Source organism: Streptomyces endocoffeicus, assembly GCF_016741935.1.
Classification (GTDB): domain Bacteria; phylum Actinomycetota; class Actinomycetes; order Streptomycetales; family Streptomycetaceae; genus Streptomyces; species Streptomyces endocoffeicus.
In genome coordinates, this window is the sequence record NZ_JAERRG010000016.1 from 233901 (window position 1) to 253559 (window position 19659).

At 71.0% G+C, this 19659-nt stretch carries 14 protein-coding genes and 1 pseudogene; 10 read left to right on the top strand and 5 right to left on the bottom strand.

The window, feature by feature from the left end:
• Positions 1–359: 359 nt before the first annotated feature.
• A complete protein-coding gene (locus tag JK364_RS33515; RefSeq protein WP_201855108.1) occupies positions 360–2372 on the top strand; it encodes a CocE/NonD family hydrolase in 2013 nt (670 codons plus the stop codon).
• Positions 2369–3007, top strand: coding sequence for a TetR/AcrR family transcriptional regulator (locus tag JK364_RS33520; protein ID WP_307841453.1), 639 nt, complete (start codon positions 2369–2371; stop codon positions 3005–3007). The genes JK364_RS33515 and JK364_RS33520 overlap by 4 nt, the downstream gene beginning before the upstream one ends.
• A 28-nt stretch (positions 3008–3035) precedes the next feature.
• On the opposite strand, the gene JK364_RS33525 is transcribed toward JK364_RS33520, so the two are convergent.
• Positions 3036–3719 (bottom strand): TetR/AcrR family transcriptional regulator, encoded by a 684-nt coding sequence (locus tag JK364_RS33525; protein WP_201855110.1) that lies wholly within the window; start codon positions 3717–3719, stop codon positions 3036–3038.
• A gap of 84 nt (positions 3720–3803) precedes the next feature.
• On the opposite strand from JK364_RS33525, the gene JK364_RS33530 reads away from it, so the two are divergent.
• A complete protein-coding gene (locus JK364_RS33530; protein ID WP_372462032.1) occupies positions 3804–4679 on the top strand; it encodes an SDR family NAD(P)-dependent oxidoreductase in 876 nt (291 codons plus the stop codon).
• 149 nt (positions 4680–4828) lie between these two features.
• Here JK364_RS33530 and JK364_RS33535 read toward each other — a convergent pair whose 3' ends face one another.
• On the bottom strand, positions 4829–6436 hold the full coding sequence (locus JK364_RS33535) for an N-acyl-D-amino-acid deacylase family protein (RefSeq protein WP_201855112.1): 1608 nt from the start codon (positions 6434–6436) through the stop codon (positions 4829–4831).
• Between the two features lie 85 nt (positions 6437–6521).
• Positions 6522–7811 (bottom strand): amino acid deaminase, encoded by a 1290-nt coding sequence (locus tag JK364_RS33540; RefSeq protein WP_201855113.1) that lies wholly within the window; start codon positions 7809–7811, stop codon positions 6522–6524.
• Positions 7812–7956: 145 nt separating this feature from the next.
• Here JK364_RS33540 and JK364_RS33545 point away from each other — a divergent pair, with 145 nt between their 5' ends.
• Genes JK364_RS33545 through JK364_RS33555 form a run of 3 tightly spaced genes read left to right on the top strand, consistent with a single transcriptional unit; the run spans position 7957 to position 10402 of the window.
• Positions 7957–9162, top strand: a complete 1206-nt coding sequence (locus JK364_RS33545; RefSeq protein ID WP_201855114.1) for a sugar kinase — start codon at positions 7957–7959, stop codon at positions 9160–9162.
• On the top strand, positions 9159–9992 hold the full coding sequence (locus JK364_RS33550; protein ID WP_201855115.1) for an IclR family transcriptional regulator: 834 nt from the start codon (positions 9159–9161) through the stop codon (positions 9990–9992). The genes JK364_RS33545 and JK364_RS33550 overlap by 4 nt, the downstream gene beginning before the upstream one ends.
• Positions 9989–10402, top strand: coding sequence for a RidA family protein (locus tag JK364_RS33555; RefSeq protein ID WP_037950698.1), 414 nt, complete (start codon positions 9989–9991; stop codon positions 10400–10402). The genes JK364_RS33550 and JK364_RS33555 overlap by 4 nt, the downstream gene beginning before the upstream one ends.
• Before the next feature lie 82 nt (positions 10403–10484).
• Here JK364_RS33555 and JK364_RS33560 read toward each other — a convergent pair whose 3' ends face one another.
• On the bottom strand, positions 10485–12161 hold the full coding sequence (locus JK364_RS33560; protein WP_201855116.1) for a hypothetical protein: 1677 nt from the start codon (positions 12159–12161) through the stop codon (positions 10485–10487).
• 198 nt (positions 12162–12359) lie between these two features.
• Here JK364_RS33560 and JK364_RS33565 point away from each other — a divergent pair, with 198 nt between their 5' ends.
• The 4 genes from JK364_RS33565 to JK364_RS33580 all read left to right on the top strand — a co-directional run bounded on the left by JK364_RS33565 (position 12360) and on the right by JK364_RS33580 (position 19220).
• On the top strand, positions 12360–13832 hold the full coding sequence (locus tag JK364_RS33565; RefSeq protein ID WP_201855117.1) for a GntP family permease: 1473 nt from the start codon (positions 12360–12362) through the stop codon (positions 13830–13832).
• A 316-nt stretch (positions 13833–14148) separates the two neighbouring features.
• Positions 14149–15090 carry an ABC transporter ATP-binding protein gene (locus tag JK364_RS33570; RefSeq protein WP_201855118.1) on the top strand — a complete coding sequence of 314 codons (942 nt, stop codon included), beginning with the start codon at positions 14149–14151 and terminating at the stop codon, positions 15088–15090.
• Positions 15087–16463 (top strand): ABC transporter permease, encoded by a 1377-nt coding sequence (locus JK364_RS33575; RefSeq protein WP_201855119.1) that lies wholly within the window; start codon positions 15087–15089, stop codon positions 16461–16463. Before JK364_RS33570 ends, JK364_RS33575 begins: the two co-directional genes overlap by 4 nt.
• Positions 16464–16469: 6 nt before the next feature.
• Complete coding sequence (locus JK364_RS33580; protein ID WP_201855120.1) at positions 16470–19220, top strand: bifunctional YncE/alkaline phosphatase family protein; 2751 nt, start codon at positions 16470–16472, stop codon at positions 19218–19220.
• 115 nt (positions 19221–19335) lie between these two features.
• Here the strand turns inward: JK364_RS33580 and JK364_RS33585 are convergent.
• Positions 19336–19488: pseudogene (locus tag JK364_RS33585) on the bottom strand (ATP-binding protein); the annotation flags it as partial.
• Positions 19489–19659 lie beyond the last annotated feature (171 nt).

A 19659-nucleotide genomic window follows, 5' to 3' on the forward strand; every position in this document is an offset into this window, starting at 1 on the left:
TGTCCGGGGGCTCCGCCCCAAGAGCTGCCCCCCGAGGTATCGCCGCCGCCTGCACGCCGGTGGCCGGGTTGCGCCCACCCGTCCCTCCCCCAGCTACCGCTGGGAGGTGCCCCCTCCGCGGAACGATTGCCCACAACCAGGTGTCACGCGCCCCACCGCAGTCGCTTCGCATCTCAAGCCCCTCCGGCGTTTGAGGAGCGGGGGTGCGGGGGCGGAGCCCCCGGATACGGGGTCCGGGGTCGGCCCCGGTTTCGGGAAGGGGCGGGGTGGGGGACGGCCCGCCGCAGGCGCACCGCACCCGCACTCGCACCCGCACCCGCACCCGCACCCGCACCACAACACCCAGGTAGAGGAGATACGTGAAGTACCGCGAGACGTTCGACCACGAGGTGCTGGTCGAGGACGCGTGGATCCCGACCCGGGACGGGCAGACGCGGCTGCACGCACGCATCTGGCGCCCGGTGGACGCCGAGACCACCCCCGTCCCCGCCCTGCTCGAATACCTTCCGTACCGCAAGAGCGACTGGACCGCCCCGCGCGACGCGCAGCGTCACCCCTGGTACGCCGGGCACGGCTACGCCTCCGTACGGGTCGATCTGCGCGGCAGCGGGGACTCGGAGGGCGTGATGCTCGACGAGTACACGGCGACCGAGCTCGCCGACGGCGTCGACGTCGTCAACTGGCTGGCGCGCCGGCCCTGGTGCACCGGCAAGGTGGGGATGTTCGGGATCTCCTGGGGCGGCTTCAACTCGCTCCAGATCGCCGCCCTGCGCCCCGCCCCGCTGAAGGCGATCGTCACCGTCTGCTCGACCGACGACCGTTACGACAACGACGTCCACTACACCGGCGGCGCCGTCCTCGGCATCGACATGCTCGCCTGGGCCGGGACCATGCTCGCGTTCACGGCCCGCCCCCCGCACCCCACCTCCGTCGGCGAGGACCGCTGGCTGCCGATGTGGCGGGAGCGGCTCGACGCGCTGGAGCCGTATCTGCACACCTGGCTCGCCCACCAGGAGCGGGACGGCTACTGGCGGCACGGCAGCGTCTGCGAGGACTACGGCGCGATCGAGGCCGCCGTGCTCGCGGTCGGCGGCTGGGCCGATCCGTACCGGGATACGGTGCCGCGTCTGCTGGAGCACCTCGACGCGCCCGTACGGGGGCTGATCGGCCCGTGGTCGCACCAGTACCCCGACCGGGGGCTGCCGCCGGGCCCGGCGATCGGCTTCCTCCAGGAGACCCTGCGCTGGTGGGACCACTGGCTCAAGGACGAGCCGACCGGTGTGCTGGACGAGCCACGGCTCCGCGCCTGGATCAACGACCCCGTACCGCCCGCCACCTCCTACGAGACGATGCCGGGCCGCTGGGTCGGCGAGGACGCCTGGCCGTCGCCGTCCGTCAGTTGGGATGAACGCCCTCTCGGCGGCCCGGCCGACGAGCCGGTGATCGTGCGCTCGCCGCTGCACACGGGGCTGGACGCCGGCCGTTTCTTCCCCTTCGGCAACGCCACCGATCTGCCGCCCGACCAGCGTGCGGAGGACGGCCGTTCGGTCTGCTTCGACTCGGCGCCGCTGACCGCGAGGGTCGAGATCCTGGGCCGCCCCCGCGTACGGCTGCGGCTGGACAGCGCCACCCCGCGCGCCCATGTGATCGCCCGGGTCTGCGATGTGGCACCCGACGGCTCCTCCACCCTGGTCACCCGCGGAGTGCTCAACCTGCTGTCCCGAAAGGGGCGGGAGCGGGCGGTGGAGTGGGAGCCGGGGACGTACGAGGACGTGGAGTTCGAGCTGAACGCCACGGGGTACGCCTTTCCGCCCGGCCACCGCGTCAGGGTCGCCGTCTCCGACGCGTACTGGCCGTGGGTCTGGCCGCACGGCGAGCGGGGCCGGCTGACGGTCGTGCCGGGGGACAGCGCGCTGCTGCTGCCCGTACGGGATCCGGGCGCCGACGCGGGCCGCCCGCCCATCGTCTTCGAGGAGCCCGAGCAGGCCCCGCCGCTTCCCGTGACCGTCGACCCGTCCGCCGGGCCACGGCCCGAACGGACCGTCACCCACGACGTGGCCACCGGGGAGTGGGTGCTGGAGGTGGACCCCAACTACGGCGGCTCCCGCACCTATCCCGACGGACTGCGCTACGAGGAGAGCGCCCGCGAGACCTACCGCATCCGCTCCGGCGATCCGCTGTCGGCCGTGGCAAGCTCTCGGTGGACGATCCGGCTGCGCCGCGGGGACTGGGAGGCGGAGGTCGTCACCGCCATGGAACTGCGGGCCACGGCGGAGGAATTCATCATGGACAGCAGCATCGAGGCACGGGCGAACGGAGAGACAGTGGCCACGCGCGCATGGCACCGCACCACGCCGAGGACGTCCGCGTGACGTCCCGTTCCGAACGCCGCCCACCGCGCCGCGCCGTCGCCGCGTCCGCCCGCACCCGGCAGCCCACCGAGGTGCGCCGCCGGCTCATCGTGGAGGCCGCGGTGCCGCTCATCGCGGAGCGCGGCACCAAGGCGGTGGGGGTGCGGGAGGTGGCGGCCGCGGCGGGGGTGTCGGTCGGCACGGTCACGTACCACTTCGAGAGCGTGCAGGAAATCCTCTCCGAGGCGATGGTGCTGCACATCGAGCGCTACTACGCCGCGCTGAGCGACGCCGCCGGGCACGCCACCAGCGGGGCGGAGGGGCTGCGGCTGCTCATCGACGCGCTCTTCACGGAGGACACGGACCGGCACTGGCGGATGTGGTTCGACTACTGGAACGCGGGCGAACGGGACCAGACCTTCGCCCGTGGCCAGGCCGAACGGTACGAGAACTGGCACGGCGAGATCCGGGCCCTGGTGGAACGGGGCCGGACCGAGGGCGAGTTCCACTGCGACGACCCGGCCGACTTCGCCCTCCGCTTCTCCGCCCTGGCCGACGGCCTCGCCCTGCGCCGCCTCCGCCAGGTCCCGGCCCTGAGCGTGGCCGACGCCCGCCGCCACCTGCGGCGCTTCGTGGACGCGGAGCTGCGGGGCTGAGGCGTGCGCGCCTTTGGGGCAGGCGGCGCTAGGTGTCGCTTGAGGCCGTCGTCTCGGACGACCCCGTGTCGAGGCCGGTGAGGAAGGCGGTGAGGACGCGGCGCAGGCGGGGTTCCACCTCGACGATCGCGTGGGCGAGGCGGGGGTCGGACTCGTAGAGCTCCCGCAGGCGCGGGCCGGGGGTGGCGATCTGCCAGAGCGCCCCGGCCAGGCTGGTCGCCGTGGCGACGAGGTCGACGGTCTGGAGCTCGGTCAGCCCGAGCAGCCGTCGCAGCTCGTCGTCGATCAGCTCGATCTCCTCGAGCGTCACCAGTTTGAAGTCGCGCACCGAGTCGATCGACACATTGCGTTCGAGGTTCATGGGCGCCTGGCTCAGCAGGTCGCAGAACATCGGCCGGGCCGCCAGCGTGGCGGCGACGACCTCGGCGACCTCGGGGGCCGTGGCGTGCGTCCGGCGTGCCAGCTCGCCGCGCAGCTCGGCGGACCACTGCCGCCAGCCCTCCGCGGTGAGCCTGAGGAAGATCTGCTCGCGGGTCTCGAAGTAGCGCAGCAGGGCCGACTTGTGCATCCCCACGGCCCCGGCGATGTCGGTGAGGGTGACGTCCCGGACCCCGCGCTCGCGGGCGAGGGCACGGGCCGCGTCCAGGATGGCCTCTTCCCGTGCCTGCTTGGCCTGGGCACTGCGCGCACGTTGGAAGGCAGGCGTCGTCATGACGGACATCATAGGAGCCCTTAAGGGAACGGTGTTGCGTAAATAAGAGAACGGTGTTGTACTAACGGTATGAGTGCACAGGTTATGGGTTCACAGGTCTGGTTCATCACCGGTTCGTCGCGCGGTCTCGGCCGCGCCCTGGTCGCCGCCGCCCTCGAGGCCGGTGACCGCGTCGTGGCCACCGCCCGGCGCCCCGAGGCGCTCGCGGAGGCGTTCAAGGAGTACGGCGACCGCATCCACCCCCTCGCGCTGGACGTCACCCGCCCCGAGGCGGCGCGCGAGGCCGTCGAGGCGGCGCGCGCCCGCTTCGGGCGCATCGACGTGCTCGTGAACAACGCGGGATACGCGAATGTGGCGCCCATCGAGACCTCGGACGACGAGGACTTCCGCGCCCAGTTCGAGACGAACTTCTGGGGCGTCTACCACGTCACGAAGGCCGCGCTCCCCGTCCTGCGGCAGCAGGGAGCCGGCACCGTCGTGCAGATCTCCTCGATCGGCGGGCGGGTCGGCGGATCGCCGGGCATCGCCTCCTACCAGGCGGCCAAGTTCGCGGTGGACGGCTTCAGCCGGGTCCTCGCCGCGGAGACCGCGCCGCTCGGCGTGCGCGTCATGGTCGTCGAGCCGAGCGGTTTCGCCACCGACTGGGCCGGTTCCTCCATGACGGTCCACCCGATCCCCGACGCCTACGACGCGACCGTCGGGGAGATGAACCGGCGGGTGCGGCAGAGCACGGACGGGGCGGCCGGGGATCCTCGGCGCGCCGCCGAGATCATCGTGCGGACCGTCCACCGCGGCGAGGTCCCGGGCCATCTCCCGCTGGGGGTGAACGCGGCGACCATGGCGCGGGACTACTCCCGGAGCCAGCTCGCCGAGGCGACCGCCTGGGAGAAGGTCAGCCGCTCGGCCGACTTCGACGAGCCGTACCCGGCGGAGCTACCGGCCGAGGGTGCGGCCGCCTAGGCCCTGTCAGTCGGGCTGCTCCCCGCCCCAGCCCCGCATTCCAGCCCCTCCGGCAATTGAGGAGCGGGGTCTGGGGCGGAGCCCCAGTTGAGGGAAGGGGCGGGGAGGGGAGCAGCCCGCCGCAGGCGCCAAGACCCGTCGGACACCGCCTAGGCGCGGCGGATCGCGCGCCCCGCGAGCACGTCCGTCCGCCGCCCGTCCTCGATGACGAAACGGCCGTCGATGAGGACGTGGGGGATGCCGGTCGGCAGGGTGCGCGGGGCCTCGAACGTCGAGCCCGCCGCGACCGTCTCCGGGTCGAAGAGGACGAGGTCCGCGCGGTGGCCCTCGCGGATCCGGCCGCGGTCGGGGAGTCGGAGGCGGGCCGCGGGGCGGGCGGTGAGGTGGGCCACGCACTCCTCCAGGGTGAGAACGCCCAGCTCACGGACGTAGCGGCCCAGGTACTGGGGGAAGGTGCCGTAGGCGCGGGGGTGCGGCTTGGCGCCGTTCAGGATGCCGTCGCTGCCGCCGGTGTGGGCGGGGTGCTGCATGATCGCCTGCACGTTCTCCTCGTGCCCGACGTGCTGAAGGATCGTGGGGCCGAGGTGGTCGTCCAGGAGGAGGCGGCGCGCGGTGACCCAGGGGGCCTCGGCCCGCTCGCGGGCGTTCGCGGCGACCGTCTTGCCGACGTATCCGGTGAGGGCCGGGTCGTTCACACCGGAGATCTCGATGGTGTCCCAGTCGATCGGCACCCCGTGGCAGCCGTCCGCTCCCTCTTCCTCCATGATGTGCCGGATGCGCTCGGCCTCGGCGTCGTCGCGGAGGCGTGCGAGGGCCGCGTCGGGGCCGCCCTCGGCCGCCCAGCTCGGCAGCATCGCGGCGAGCGTGGTGCAGCCGGGGAGGTAGGGATAGGTGTCGAGGGTGATGTCGGCGCCGTCGGCGATCGCGGCGTCGAGGAGGGCGAGCAGCTCGGGGGCGCGGCCCTTGTTGAGGTCGAAGTTCATGGTGGCGTGGGCGAGGTGCAGCGCACAGCCCGCCTCCCGGCTGAGGGCCACCATCTCCTCGTAGGCGCGCAGGGCACCGGCGCCGTACGAGCGGTGGTGCGGGCAGTAGTAGCCGTCGTACGCGGCCACGACCCGGCACAGCTCGGTGAGTTCGGCGTCGGAGGCGTACATCCCGGGGGTGTAGGTGAGCCCGGAGGAGAGGCCGACCGCCCCCTGCTCCAGCCCCTCCGCCACCAGCGCCTTCATCCGCTCGACCTCGGCGGGCGTCGCGTCCCGGTCCTCCCAGCCGAGGGCGAGCATGCGGACGGTGCCCTGGGGGATGAGATACGCGGCGTTGACCGCGATGCCCCGGCCGTCGAAGCCGTGGTCGAGGCGGTCCAGGAACTCGCCGACGGTGCGCCAGGTGAAGTCGATGTCGGAGCCGTCGCCGTTCCAGCCGGTGATGGCGGTACGGATCTGGGCGAGCGTGCGGTCGTCCACGGGCGCGTACGAGAGCCCGTCCTGGCCGATGACCTCCAGGGTCACGCCCTGGGCGGCCTTCGCGGAGTGGTCGGGGTCGCGGAGCAGGGCGAGGTCGCTGTGGGCGTGCATATCGATGAAGCCGGGGGCGAGGGCGAGGCCGTCGGCCTCCACCGTGCGGGGGGCGGTGGGGCGCGCCCCACTCCCCTCGGGCACGATGGCGGCGATCCGGCCGCCGTCGACGGCCACGTCTGCCCGATACCGGGCTTGCCCGGTGCCGTCGATGACGTCCGCACCGCGAATGACCAGCTCCATGGGGCGCGTCTCCCTGCGCGTGAGGCGTGTGGGCCGGGGCGGGGGCTTCGCCCCGGCGGGGTGTGGGGCGGAAGCCCCACGACGGTCAGAAGAAGGTGCGGATGTAGTCCGTGACCGTGCCGTCCGACTCCGCCACCGGGATCAGTTGCCACTTGTCGAAGCTGGTGCAGGGGTGGGACAGGCCCAGGGCCACCCAGTCGCCGACCTCCAGGGCCGTGTCGTCCGCGACCGAGACCCAGGCGTGCTGGTCGGAGAGGGCCGTGATGGTGAGGCCCGTGGCGGGGCGGGTGGTGGCGTCGCGGGCGGAGCGGATGAGCTGGGGTTCGGGCAGGTCCAGGTCGTAGGCCGCGTCCCGCTTGCCCGCGTTGAGGAAGGCCTGGCCGGGTTCGGGGCGCGAGACGACCTGGGCCCACAGGCGGAAGGCCGGGTGCAGCTCACCCTCCTCCGGGACGCGGTTGAAGGGGGTGATGTGCCGGTAGTGGCCGTCGTCGTGGGAGACGTACGCCCCCGAGCGCAGCAGCTTCAGCACCGGCCGCGACAGCGTGGGCAGCTCCGCGAAGACGTCCGCCACCGCGTCGAACCAGGCGCTGCCGCCCGCGCTGACGATCACCTCGTCCACGTCCTCGAAGCGGCCCGCCGCGTCGAAGTCCGCCGCCAGTGCCGTGAGGCGGCGCAGCCACGCCCGTACCCGCTCGCCGTCCGGCTTCGGCACCTCGCCCTCGTAACCGGCCACCCCGACCAGCCGCAGGGTCCCGGCGGCCGCGACCGCGTCGGCGACCGCCGCGCACTCCGCCTCCGTACGGACCCCGGTGCGCGCTCCCTCGCCGCCGCCCAGCTCGACCACCACATCGACCGGCCGCCGCGCGCCCGCCTCCCGCAGGGCCGCGTCCATCAGCTCCACGCCGCGCACCGAGTCGACGTAGGCGATGAAGCGGAATTCGGGGTCGGCGTCGAGTTCGGCCGCGAGCCAGTGCAGGGCGGCGGCATCGACGACCTCGTTGGCGAGGAAGATCCGCTGGATGCCGAAGGCCCGGTAGATCCGCACGTGGGTGGGGACGGCCGCGGTGATGCCCCAGGCCCCGTGCGCGAGCTGGCGCTCGAAGAGCCGCGGGGCCATGGAGGTCTTGCCGTGCGGGGCGAAGGCGAGCCCATGGGCGGCTGAGTAGCGCTCCATCGCCACCAGGTTGTGCTCCAGTGCCTCGGCCGACAGCGCCAGTACGGGCGTGGTGAAGCCACCGGTGAACAGGGAGCGCCGCTCGGCGGCGAGCTCGCCGACCGTAAGCCCCTCGGCGTTCGGCGGCAGCCCCTTGAAGCGGTGGTCGACGCGCTCCCGCGCGAGGGCGGCGACGGCCTGGTCGCGGTGGTCGGTGGCCATTGGAGCGCCTCCATAACGATTCCGGTTGCAATCTCTGCAACGTTCATTGCGCATAACGCTTAGCGCTGTCTAACATCCCGCCCAGCACCGGGTCAACGGTGTGCGGCTGCCCCCCTCCGTCCATCCATGAGGAGCGAGACCAACCGTGTCCCCTCTCTCCAGCGCCGAGACCGCCGACGGCGTCGCTGTCGCCGTCGACGTCGTATGTCTCGGCGAGTCGATGGTGACCTTCGTGCCGTCCCGTCCGGGCCGGCTGGCGGATGTCCCCTCGTTCGCCCGGGGCATCGGCGGCGCCGAGTCCAATGTCGCCTGCGGCCTGGCCCGCGCCGGGCACAGCGCGCGCTGGATCAGCCGGGTGGGCACGGACGGCTTCGGTGAGCACCTCGTACGGGAGATCGCGGCCACCGGTGTGGACACGGCGTACGTCCAGCGCGATCCGCGCCGCCCCACCGGGATCTACTTCCGTACGGCGGGGGAGCGTGCCGTCGGCTCCGAGCCGGTCGTCGACGGGGACGGCGGTGACGGCGGGGACGGCGGTGATGGTGGTGACGGCGGTGATGGTGGTGACGCCGCCTCGGAACCGCTCGCCGAGGTGGTCTACTACCGGGCCGGATCCGCCGCCGCGGCCATGTCCCCCGCGCTCATCCCCAGGGAGCCGGCCTGGTCCGGCCGGGTGCTCCATCTGACCGGGATCACCCCGGCCCTCTCCGGCGACTGCCGGGCGCTGATGCGCGAGCTGACCGCCCGTGCCCCCGGCCGTCCCCTCGTCTCCTTCGACCTCAACTACCGGGTCTCGCTCTGGCAGAAGGGAGAGGGAGCCGACGGCGAGAGCGGGCCCGCCGTCCTGCTCGACCTCGCCCGCCGCTGCGACCTCGTCTTCGTCGGCGAGGACGAGGCCGAGGCGGTCTGGGGGGTGCGCGGCCCGGAGGCCATCCGGGCGGCGCTGCCCGAGCCGGAGGTGCTGGTCGTCAAGCAGGGCGGCGCCGGGGCCACCGCCTACGCCCGCCGCCCGGGGGCGGACGCCGACGACGTCACCTTCGAACCCGCCCCGCACGTCGACGTCGTCGCCCCCGTCGGCGCGGGCGACGCCTTCGCCGCCGGTTTCCTCTCCGGCGCCCTGCGCGGACTGCCCATCGCCGAACGGCTGCGCCACGGCCACCTCATGGCCGCCGCCGCCCTCACTGTCCCCGGCGACCTCGGCACCCCGCCCTCCCGTGAGCACGCCGACCGCCTGGTGGCACTCGATGCCACGCGGTGGGGCACACTGCGATTCGGCCCCGGTTGGACAGATCTGCCGAGTCCCGCCGAAAAGTGGGCCGAGACCGCAGCGGTGGAGGTACCCGACTCATGAGCCAGACCGTCGACCGAGCGCTGAGCATCCTGCCGCTGCTGGCGGAGGGGCCGGCCAATCTGGAGCAGGTCGCCACCCGGCTGGGTGTGCACAAGTCGACCGCGCTGCGGCTGCTGCGCACCCTCCATGAGCACGGCATGGTCTACCGCCAGCAGGACCAGCGCTACCGCCTCGGCGCCCGTCTCTTCGCGCTCGCGCAGGAGGCGGTCGAGAACCTCGACGTCCGCGAGATCGCCCACCCCCATCTGATGGCGCTCAACGAACGCTGCGGGCACACCGTCCACCTCGCGGTGTACGAGGAGAACGAGGTGCTCTACATCGACAAGGTGGAGAGCCGCTACCCGGTGCGGATGTACTCGCGGATCGGCAAGCCCGTGGCCATCACCGTGGCCGCCGTGGCCAAGCTGCTGCTGGCCGATCTGCCCGAGCCCGAGCGGCGGACGCTGGCCGAGCGGCTCACCTACCCCGCGTACACGCCCCGTTCGACGCCCAACGCCGCCGCGTTCCTCAAGGAGCTGGCGACCGTGCGCGAACAGGGCTGGGCCACCGACTTCGGCGGCCACGAGGAGTCGATCAACTGCGTCGGGGCACCGATCCGGGGAGCGGACGGCCGGGTCGTCGCCGCCTGCTCGGTGTCGGCGCCGAACGTCGTCGTCAGCGCCGATGAACTCCTCTCCCTGCTGCCGCTGGTGCGCCGCACGGCGGAGGAGATCAGCCGGGAATACTCGGGCGGCGCCCCGGTGTCCGCATCGGTGTCCCACGCCTCGCAGAACCCCTCCCAAGTAACAGCCGAAACACCCGAGAAGAGAGCCGAGAAGACCTCCTCATGACCGAGAAGCTCCAGAAGACCGCGATCACCCCGGCCACCCACACCACCCCGCCCGCCAAGTTCTCCCACGGCGTGAAGAAGGGGAACATCCTCCAGGTCGCCGGTCAGGTCGGCTTCGGCCCCGCCGTCCCCGGCCAGGCCCCCACCCCCGTCGGGCCCACCCTGCGCGAGCAGACCCTGCAGACCCTGCGCAATGTGCAGTCCGTGCTGGAGGAGGGCGGCGCGAGCTGGGAGGACGCCATGATGGTGCGCGTCTACCTCACCGACACCGGCCACTTCGCCGAATTCAACGAGATCTACAACGAGTTCTTCGCCGGCCTCAAGGAGGCCCCGGCCGCCCGTACGACGGTCTACGTCGGCCTCCCGGCCGGTCTGCTCGTCGAGATCGACGCCCTCGCCGTTCTGGGCTGACGCTCCGTCGACCGTACTCCTCCCGGTGGCGGGTGGGGTGGCCCTCCTGCCACCGAGCGTGCGGCGATACCCCCTACCGTTCCTAGCGTTGTTGGCCGGTGTTGGCCGGATCAACGCATTCCGGTCCAGGCGGGAGGTGCCTGGTGCCGGGTGCACCCCGAACGGTCCTGGGTGCGGGGAACAGCACGAGCTGGTCACTTCGGCTCCGACAGGTCTTGCCGCCCTCGTGGGGCGTGCCTGTGGTCCTGGGTGGGCTCGTGGTCCCACGCGGTCTGGGCGCGTATACGGTCTGGCCGGTAGCTCTCCGCTGTCCGATCCTCCGGTCGGAAGCGGTCACACCTGGCCGACGCCGGATCCGTTGTCCCAGGCCGCGTCTGCCGATCGCCACCGCGGCCGCGTGATGCCGGGTGATCTTGGTTTTCCGCTGATCATCGAGAGGTGCTTGCCAATGCTGGGCGCCCCAGCGGGAGGTATAGGCCGGGTCCACGGCGACCACGATCAGTCCCTGGTGGAAGGCCATGCCGCGCAGCCGCTCCCGGAACCGGGCGGTGGGCATACCGGCCACTACACGGCGGAAAGCCTTGCCGCGCCGACCGCGTCCCATCGTCTCCCGGCCCATGTGCCGGGCGTCGGTGAAGCCCAGGTTCTCGATCACGATCCCCGTACATCCGTGTGTCCTGGCGATCTCGATCAGCGTGGTGACAGCGGCCCGCAGTCTGCCGTCCCGCCGGGACGCGTCACCTGTCAACTCCAGGGGCACTGTGAGGGGTTCGCCGACCGGGTTGCCGTGCGGGTCGAGCACATACGCGGCAAGGTGGCCGGCGTTCAGGTCGACCCCGAGCATGCGCTGTGCGGATGCCCGGATCTCCTGCGGCGACGGCAGCAGGGGCTTTGCCGCCGACCACGAGGCGTCGAGGTACCAGCGGCCGCGCCTGGGGTCGCGCACGATGTCGTAGCGGACGGCCTGGTTCGCGGTGACGCGATCCAGCCACTCTGGCCTGCGGTGGTGGAAGGTGACGGTGCAGGCCAGCCGGTAGCGGCCAAGCGGCGCGTTCGCGAGATGCCTGAGCGGTCCGGGCAGCACGATCGTCACACTGCCGTCGGCCGGATCCACCGTGATGGTGTAATTCCCGTGCGGGGCCCCGGACTCGCCGTCCGCGGTGAGGAACAGCCGGGCCGCATCCCACCGTTCGCGCCACTCCCCGGCTGTGAGACGGGCCTGGGTCAGGTTGTGCCGGGTCTTCGCCAGGCGGTGGCCGCCCACGACGACCGACGGCCGCCCGTTGGCGATGTGCTGCTCGACTACGACAAGGCGGGCTTTGAGTGCTTGGAGGCGGCGCTGCTTCTGGAAGCGTTCGCCCCGGTCCTGGTAGCCGCGTACCAGGCCCTTTCGCTGCCCGCACGGCGCCGCGAGGCGACCGGCGATCTTCCCGATCGCGCGGCGCAGCCCGGCACGCTCGTCGTACAGGCAGCGCATGCTGAGCTGGTACTGGTCCTCGTTGGCACGGGTCATCGCTCCTGCCCAGCGCGACGACGACACCCTGGTGAGCTTCTTCTTCCGCGCGGCCCGCCGGGACTCCTTTGCTGGCACCAGGCCGATCGCAACGCGCTCAGCGAGATCCTCCCGCTGATGACGGCCGAGGTGCTGCCCGACCAAGGTGAGGAGCTGCTCGTCCGCGACACCGACCCGCAGCCGGTCCCGAATCCGGGCACCCGAGGGTGCGGCCACGGTGAATGGGGCCGCGATCGTACGTAACACAGGCTTCCTCCCGCCCTGACGTGCCACTGACTCCCCCTCTCCCCGTCACACCATGAACTCAGTTGCCACTACCGATCATGCGTTCCCGGCGCACACAGAATCTCGGTAACCGGCACCGTTCACCCAGATGAGGGATACACCGGGCAGCCATGGCTAACAACCGAACCAGGAATTACCAACCCACACCCGGAGTACCCCATGCTGCTCGCGGCCGCTCCCGCTGCCGAGACCCCACCCCACACCGGTGGTCTGCTCGCCCTCATCCACGGCACCGCCGGTCTGCTGACCGTCGCCGCCCTCGGCATCGCCCTTCTGCTCTACCTGATCATCAAGGTCCGGCTGCAGCCCTTCGTGGCGCTGCTCGGCGTCTCCATCGCGGTCGGTCTGGCCGCCGGTCTCTCGGTCACCGAACTCTTCGGCACGGTCCAGAAGTCCGACGCCGTCTCGCTCATCGAATCCGGTATGGGCGGCATCCTCGGCCACATAGCCATCATCATCGGCCTGGGCACCATGCTCGGCGCGATCCTCGAGGTCTCCGGCGGCGCGGAGGCGCTCAGCGCCCGGCTGCTCGGCCTCTTCGGGGAGCGGCGGGCACCGCTCGCGATGGGGCTCACCGGTCTGATCTTCGGCATACCCGTCTTCTTCGACGTCGGCATCTTCGTCCTCGCGCCGATCGTCTACGCGGCCGCCAAGCGCAGCGGCAAGTCGATCCTGCTGTACGCGATGCCGCTGCTCGCGGGGTTGTCCATGACCCACGCCTTCCTGCCGCCGCACCCCGGCCCGGTGGCCGCGGCCGGACTGCTCCATGTCGACCTGGGCTGGGTCATCCTGATGGGCATCGTCGTGGGTATCCCGTCGGTGCTGGCCGCGTGGGGCTACGCCGCCTGGATCGGCAAGCGCATCTTCGTGCCCGTACCGCAGGACATGGTGGAGGCGGCCGAGGAGTCCCGGGAGGCGGTCGCGGCCGAGCAGCGCGCCTCCGGCGCCACCCCGGCCGAGCAGCCGGTGTCGGTGGCCACGGTGCTCGCGATCATCGGCACCCCGCTCGTCCTGATCCTCTGCGCGACGTTCTCCTCCGTGGCGCTGGACCCGAGCACCGGCCGCTCGGTCATCGAGTTCTTCGGCCACCCCTTCGTGGCGCTGACGATCGCCCTGCTCCTCGCCTACTACCTGCTGGGCATCCGGCGCGGCTGGTCCCGAAAGTCCCTGGAGGCCGTCTCCACCGCCTCCCTCAAGCCCGTGGGCAACATCCTCCTGGTGGTCGGCGCGGGCGGGGTCTTCGGCGCGGTGCTCAAGGGCAGCGGTGTCGCCCAGGCCCTGGCCGACGCCTTCGACAGCGCGGGCCTGCCGGTCATCGTGCTGGCCTGGCTGATCTCGGTGGTGCTCCGGGTGGCCCAGGGTTCGGCGACGGTCGCGATCGTCACGACGGCGGGCATCGTCACCCCGATGCTCTCCGGCGGCGACTACTCGCAGGCCCATCTCGCGCTGGTCATCATGTCCATCTCGGCGGGCTCGATCTTCGCCTCGCACGTCAACGACGGCGGCTTCTGGATGGTGGCGAAGTACTTCGGCATCACCGAGAGCGACACGCTGAAGTCCTGGACGGTCCTGGAGACGGTGCTCTCCGTGGCCGGTTTCGTGGTGGCGGCCCTGCTGAGCCTCGTCATCTAGCGGACGGCGCCCGCATGGCGACGGCCCCCGAATCCCGGCGGTTTCCGCCGGGATTCGGGGGCCGTCGCTTCTGGCCCAATTCCGCTCCGTGCCCAGTTGGCATTCACCGCGACATTCACCATCGCAACTCATTCATGGGAGCATCCAAGTTTGATCAAATAATGGCAAAGAATGCTGATCGAAATGGAGGAATCCCGCTCGGCGACGACGTCGCGAATGCCAAGTCGTTTCATGTTCTACGTAGATTCAACTCTCCATCCTCCTGAGCAGCATGATCAATCCATAGGGTCCTTGAGGTATGTGAAGGAAGGGACCCATGGAAGAACTCCGCGCGATCCGGGCTCGCGGTATCAAGAAGAGCTTCGGTGATGTCGTCGCCCTGGACGGCATTGATCTCGAGGTAACGCAGGGTCAGATTCACGGCCTGGTCGGACCGAACGGCGCCGGGAAGACGACGTTGCTCGGCCTTCTGCTGGGGCTCGCGGTGGCCGACGGCGGACGCCTGGAGGTCCTGGGTACACCGGTCGAGCGGGCACTCGACGCTCCCGACGGTGTCGCCGGCTTCGTGGACGGCCCCGCCCTCTACCCCTCGCTCACGCCACGGCGGAACCTCGCCGCGCTGGCCGCGCTCCGCGGCCACGACGCGCACACGGCGGGGATCGACGACGTACTCGCCGAGGTCGGTCTCACCGACGTCGCCGACGACCGCACCCGCGGCTTCTCCCTCGGCATGCGCCAGCGGCTCGGGCTCGCCGCCGCCCTGCTGACCAAGCCCCGGCTGCTGGTGCTCGACGAACCGTCCAACGGCCTGGACCCGGCGGGCAAGAAGCATGTGCACGGTGTTCTCAACCGGCTCGCGGCCGACGGAACCGCCGTCGTGCTCTCCAGCCACAACATGGACGACCTCGAGGCGCTGTGCTCCGAGGTGACCATCCTCGCCGCCGGACGCGTCGTCTTCTCCGGCCCGCTGTCCAAGCTGGCCACCGAGAACCGCGAACTCGACTACCGGCTGCTCACCTCCGACCCGCGGGCCGCGCGCCGGCTGGCGGACGACGCGCCGGGGATCCAGGTCGTCGACGACGCCGGGGTACGGCAGGACGCCGAACCGCTCGTCGTACGCGCCTTGGTGCCCGCCCTCGACCAACTCGTGGTGCGGCTCGTGCGGGAGGGCGTCGCGCCGCGCGAGCTCACCCCCGTGGTGTCGCCGCTCGAAGCCGCGTTCCTCGCCCTCACCGAGCAGCAGGAGGCGGCCGGATGACCGCGACCCTCACCCAGAGCCGGGACCAGGAACACGAGCCGGTGACCGGCGGCCGTCGCGTCCCCGTCGCCCGCGCCTGTCGCTTCGAGCTCGTCAAGCTCGTCTCCCAGTGGCGGATCCGCCTGCTGGTCCTCGCCTGCTGGATCGCTCCCGCCCTCTTCGTCGCCGGGGCGAGCCAGCAGAGCACGCTTCCCGTCGACACCCTCTTCGGGCGCTGGATGCTCGCCTCCGGGTGGGCCGGGCCGCTGGTGCTGCTCGGTTTCGCGGGGACCTGGGCGCTCCCGCTGCTGACCTCGGTCGTGGCCGGTGATGTGTTCGCCTCCGAGGACCGGCTCGGCACCTGGCGCCATCTGCTCGTCGCGGTCCGCTCGCCTCGGCGGATCTTCGTGGCGAAGGCGGTGGCCAGTCTCGCCGTCCTGCTGCTGCTCGTGGCCGGGCTCGCGGTCTCCAGCACCGTCGGCGGCCTCCTCGCGGTCGGCGACCAGCCGCTGGTCGGTCTCGACGGCCATCTCCTGGCACCGTCGGACGCCGCCGTCTCGGTCCTGCTCTCCTGGGTCTGCGCGCTCGCCCCGACCCTGGCGCTCGCCGCACTCGGTCTCCTCGGATCGGTCACGCTGGGGCGGTCCCCGATGGGGCTGCTGGTGCCCGTGCTCGTCTCGCTCGCGATGGCGGTCGCCCAGATGCTGCCGCTTCCGGTGGCCGTGCGCGTCGCCCTGCCGAGCTACGCCTTCATCTCCTGGAACGGTCTGTTCACCAGCCCCCGGCAACTCGGCCCGCTGCTGATCGGCATCGTTGTCAGCCTCGTGTGGGCCGCGGTCGCGACGGCGCTGGCGTATGCGCTCTTCGTACGGCGCGACTTCACCAACCTGGCCCACGACGGTTCGGGCCGCCGCGCGATCACCGTCGGAGTCCTGCCGCTCGTCGGGGTGGCCGCCGCGTCGTTCGCGGTCGTCGCCGCGACGACCTCGGCGACGGGCTCCGGGATCGAGCAGGACAAGGTGCAGCGCTCGCTCGCCACCGCGTTCGCGCACCTGTACCGCATGCAGACCGACCAGCTCCACCGGCCCGCCGTCACCGAGGCCCAGCTGAAGGCCACGGCGGCGTGCAACAAGGGAAGCACCAGGGTCGCTGCGGAAGGACCGGGCAACGACTGGCGCTGCGTCGTGACCTGGCATCTTCCCGGCGCCGAGGCCACCGGACAGGCCATCTACCAACTCGACGTCACTCCGGACGGGCGGTTCATGGCCGATGGCGATGGACCGAAGGAAGTGAACGGCTACTTCCTGGTGCGCACCCCCGACGGGGACGCGCCGAACCCGCTGTGGCAGTTCGACGGCAACGTCGAACTGCTCGACACCACCCCGAAGGGATAACCCTCAATGCAGGTGACTCGCCGCCGCAAGCTAGCCGAGGAAGCTCGGATCAGCCTCATCAGCAGACGCATCGGCCGCCGGATACCGCTGTTGACAGCGGGCACCACCGCCGTCGCCCTCGTGGCCGCCGGCACGGCGCTCGCGCAGACCCACCAGTTCGGCACGGAGCAGGTCGGCCAGGTCACCGAGAATGGCCAGGTCGTCTCCAGCAACCAGTACATCGCCCCGTACGGCGACCGTCTTGTCATCAACCAGGGCAAGATCATGTCGTCCTCGGTCAGCCCGGACGGCACGCACATGGCCGCCTCGGTCACCGACGGTGGCGCGGCCCTGGCCATCGTGGACCTGAAGAACTGGAAGACGCAGCAGCTCGTCAGCAACGCCGCGTCGTCGAACCCCCGCATCAGCAGCAACAACGTGGGCCAGGAAGGCCCGACGTACTCGCCCGACGGCAAGCAGCTGTGGCTGGGCCAGCCGGACGGCTACACCGTGTTCACCGTGAACGAGGACGGCGGCGTCTCCAGTCCGCGGACCGTCGGCATCCCGGCGCAGGGGTCCAAGCACGCCCTGGTGGGCGCGGCCGCGTTCGCGGCCGACGGCAAGACCGTGTACTCCGCGGTCAACGGCCAGAACCGGGTCGTCGCCATCGACGCCGCGACCGGGACCATCAAGCAGAGCTGGAACGTGGGCAACGCCCCGCGCGGCATGGTCGTCGTCGGCGACAAGCTGTATGTGAGCAACGAGGGCGGCCGCCCGGCCAAGCCCGGCGAGCCCACGATCAACTCGTACGGCACGCAGGTACTCGCCGACCAGAAGACCGCCGCCACCACCAGCGGCACGGTCAGCGTCATCGACCTGGCGAACCAGGACGCCGCGGTCTCCAGCATCGACGTCGGCCTGCACCCGACCGCCGTGTACGCCAAGAACGGCGCCGTGTTCGTCACCAACACCGCCGACAACAGTGTGTCGGTCATCGACACGGCGAAGGACAAGGTCGTCCAGACCATCTCCACCCAGCCGTGGGCCAAGGCCCGGGTGGGCTACGAGCCCGACGCGGTGACCCTGACCGACGACGGCCATCTGCTGGTGACCCTCGGCCGCGCCAACGCCGTCGCCGTCTACAAGTACACCTCCGCGCAGGAGCCGGTCTCTTACGTCGGTCTGCTCCCCACGGACTACTTCCCCTCGGAGATCACCACCTCCGGCAATCAGGTGTACGTCTCCAACACCCGTGGCATCGACGCCCGCCGTAAGGACACCGGCGGTCACGGCACCCACGACACGACGTCGAGCCTGCAGAAGTTCACGCTGCCCGACGACAGCGTGATCAGGTCCTACACCGGCAAGGTCTTCAAGCAGAACGGCTGGAACGGCGAGTCCCTCAAGAAGACCGACGGCGCCCCGGCCAAGCCGGTGCCGGTCCCGGTCAAGCTCGGCGACCCCTCGACGATCAAGCACGTCTTCCTGCTCGTCAAGGAGAACCGGACCTACGACCAGGTCTTCGGCGATGTGCCGGAGGGCAACGGCGACCCGTCGCTGACCCAGTTCGGCGAGAACGTCACGCCGAACCAGCACGCCCTGGCCAAGCAGTTCGGCCTGTACGACAACACGTACGACATCGGCACCAACTCCGCCGAGGGCCACAACTGGCTGATGCAGGCCGACGACCCGGAGTACACCGAGTCCTCGGCCGGTGAGTACGCCCGCAGCTACGACACCGAGGACGACGCCCTCGGCCACCAGAAGACCGGCTTCATCTGGACCGGTGCTCAGGCGGCCCGCAAGTCCGTCCGGAACTTCGGTGAGTTCCAGCAGTTCCTGACCAAGCCGTCGGGCGCCAGCTGGCAGAACCTGTACTGCGACACCAAGAACATGGCGGCGACCGGTCAGGACACCGCCTACCCGCTGAACTCGACCTCGCCGATCCCGTCGCTCAACGATGTGTCGGTGCACGGCTTCCCGAAGTTCGACACCAGCGTCCCGGACGTCTACCGGGCACAGATCTGGAAGAAGGACTTCAAGAAGAACGGTCCGGCGAACCTGAACATGTTCTGGCTCTCCAGCGACCACACCGGTGGCCCGGTGAGCCCCGCCTCCCAGGTCGCGGACAACGACCTCGCCGTGGGCCAGATCGTCGACGAGATCTCGCACAGCAAGTACTGGAAGGACTCGGCGATCTTCGTCGTCGAGGACGACTCCCAGGCGGGTCTCGACCACGTCGACGGCCACCGTGCCCCGGTCCAGATCATCAGCCCCTGGGCCAAGCACGGCAAGGTGGACAGCCACTACTACTCGCAGATCAACATGATCCGGACCATCGAGCAGATCCTCGGGGTCCAGCCGATGAACCAGAAGGACACCGCGGCCACCCCGATGGCCTCGGCGTTCACCCAGAGCCCGGACTTCACGCCGTTCAAGACGCTGCCCAACCGGACCTCGCTGACCGACGGAGTGAAGACCCCGCCGTCCTGTGGTCTGGACACCCCCGCGGCGCAGAGCTTGAAGGCGGCGGCCGTGCCGTCGGCCTCGGTGCCGGCGGACATGAAGAACGTCGCCGCCGAATGGGACCAGTGGAAGTCGAAGCAGCGGCTGACCGGTCCCAACGCCGTTCCGGACTACGCTCCCCCCGCCCAGATGAACCACCTCACGTGGTACGAGACCCACAACTGGGCGAAGCCGTACCCGGGTGAGAAGAAGATCTACGCTCCCAAGGACGTGCCGGGCGCCTACATCCCGTCGGCGGAGAACGACGGCTGACGCCAGGTCATGTGACAGGTGGCCCCTGGCCGGCGTCATCGCCGGTCAGGGGCCACCTACGTGATGGCCCGCACCCTCTGCGACGAGGTCGGCGCCTGGGCACACCACGCAACCCTCACCGCCCGAGATGGTTGACCATGGGCCAGCCGAAACCTCCGGTGCCACCGTGCAGGTCGGCGCCGCCCATGCGCGGCGCCTGCGGGCTGCGGTCATGCACGGCCACCTCCATGCTGTCCGGGTGCGCGGTGAGGTTCAGGCTGCAGATGCCGTCGGTCACCATGGTCTCTGGATCGTCACGCGGGTCCTCTGGCGTGAGGTTCCCCCGAGATGCGGGGGAACCTCACCTGTGCCGACTATCTCCCCACCTGGGTCACGAAAATCTATCCTGGCGGGAGTAGACATTGGGCGGTGACGTGGTTATGGTTTCTCTCGTAGCCAG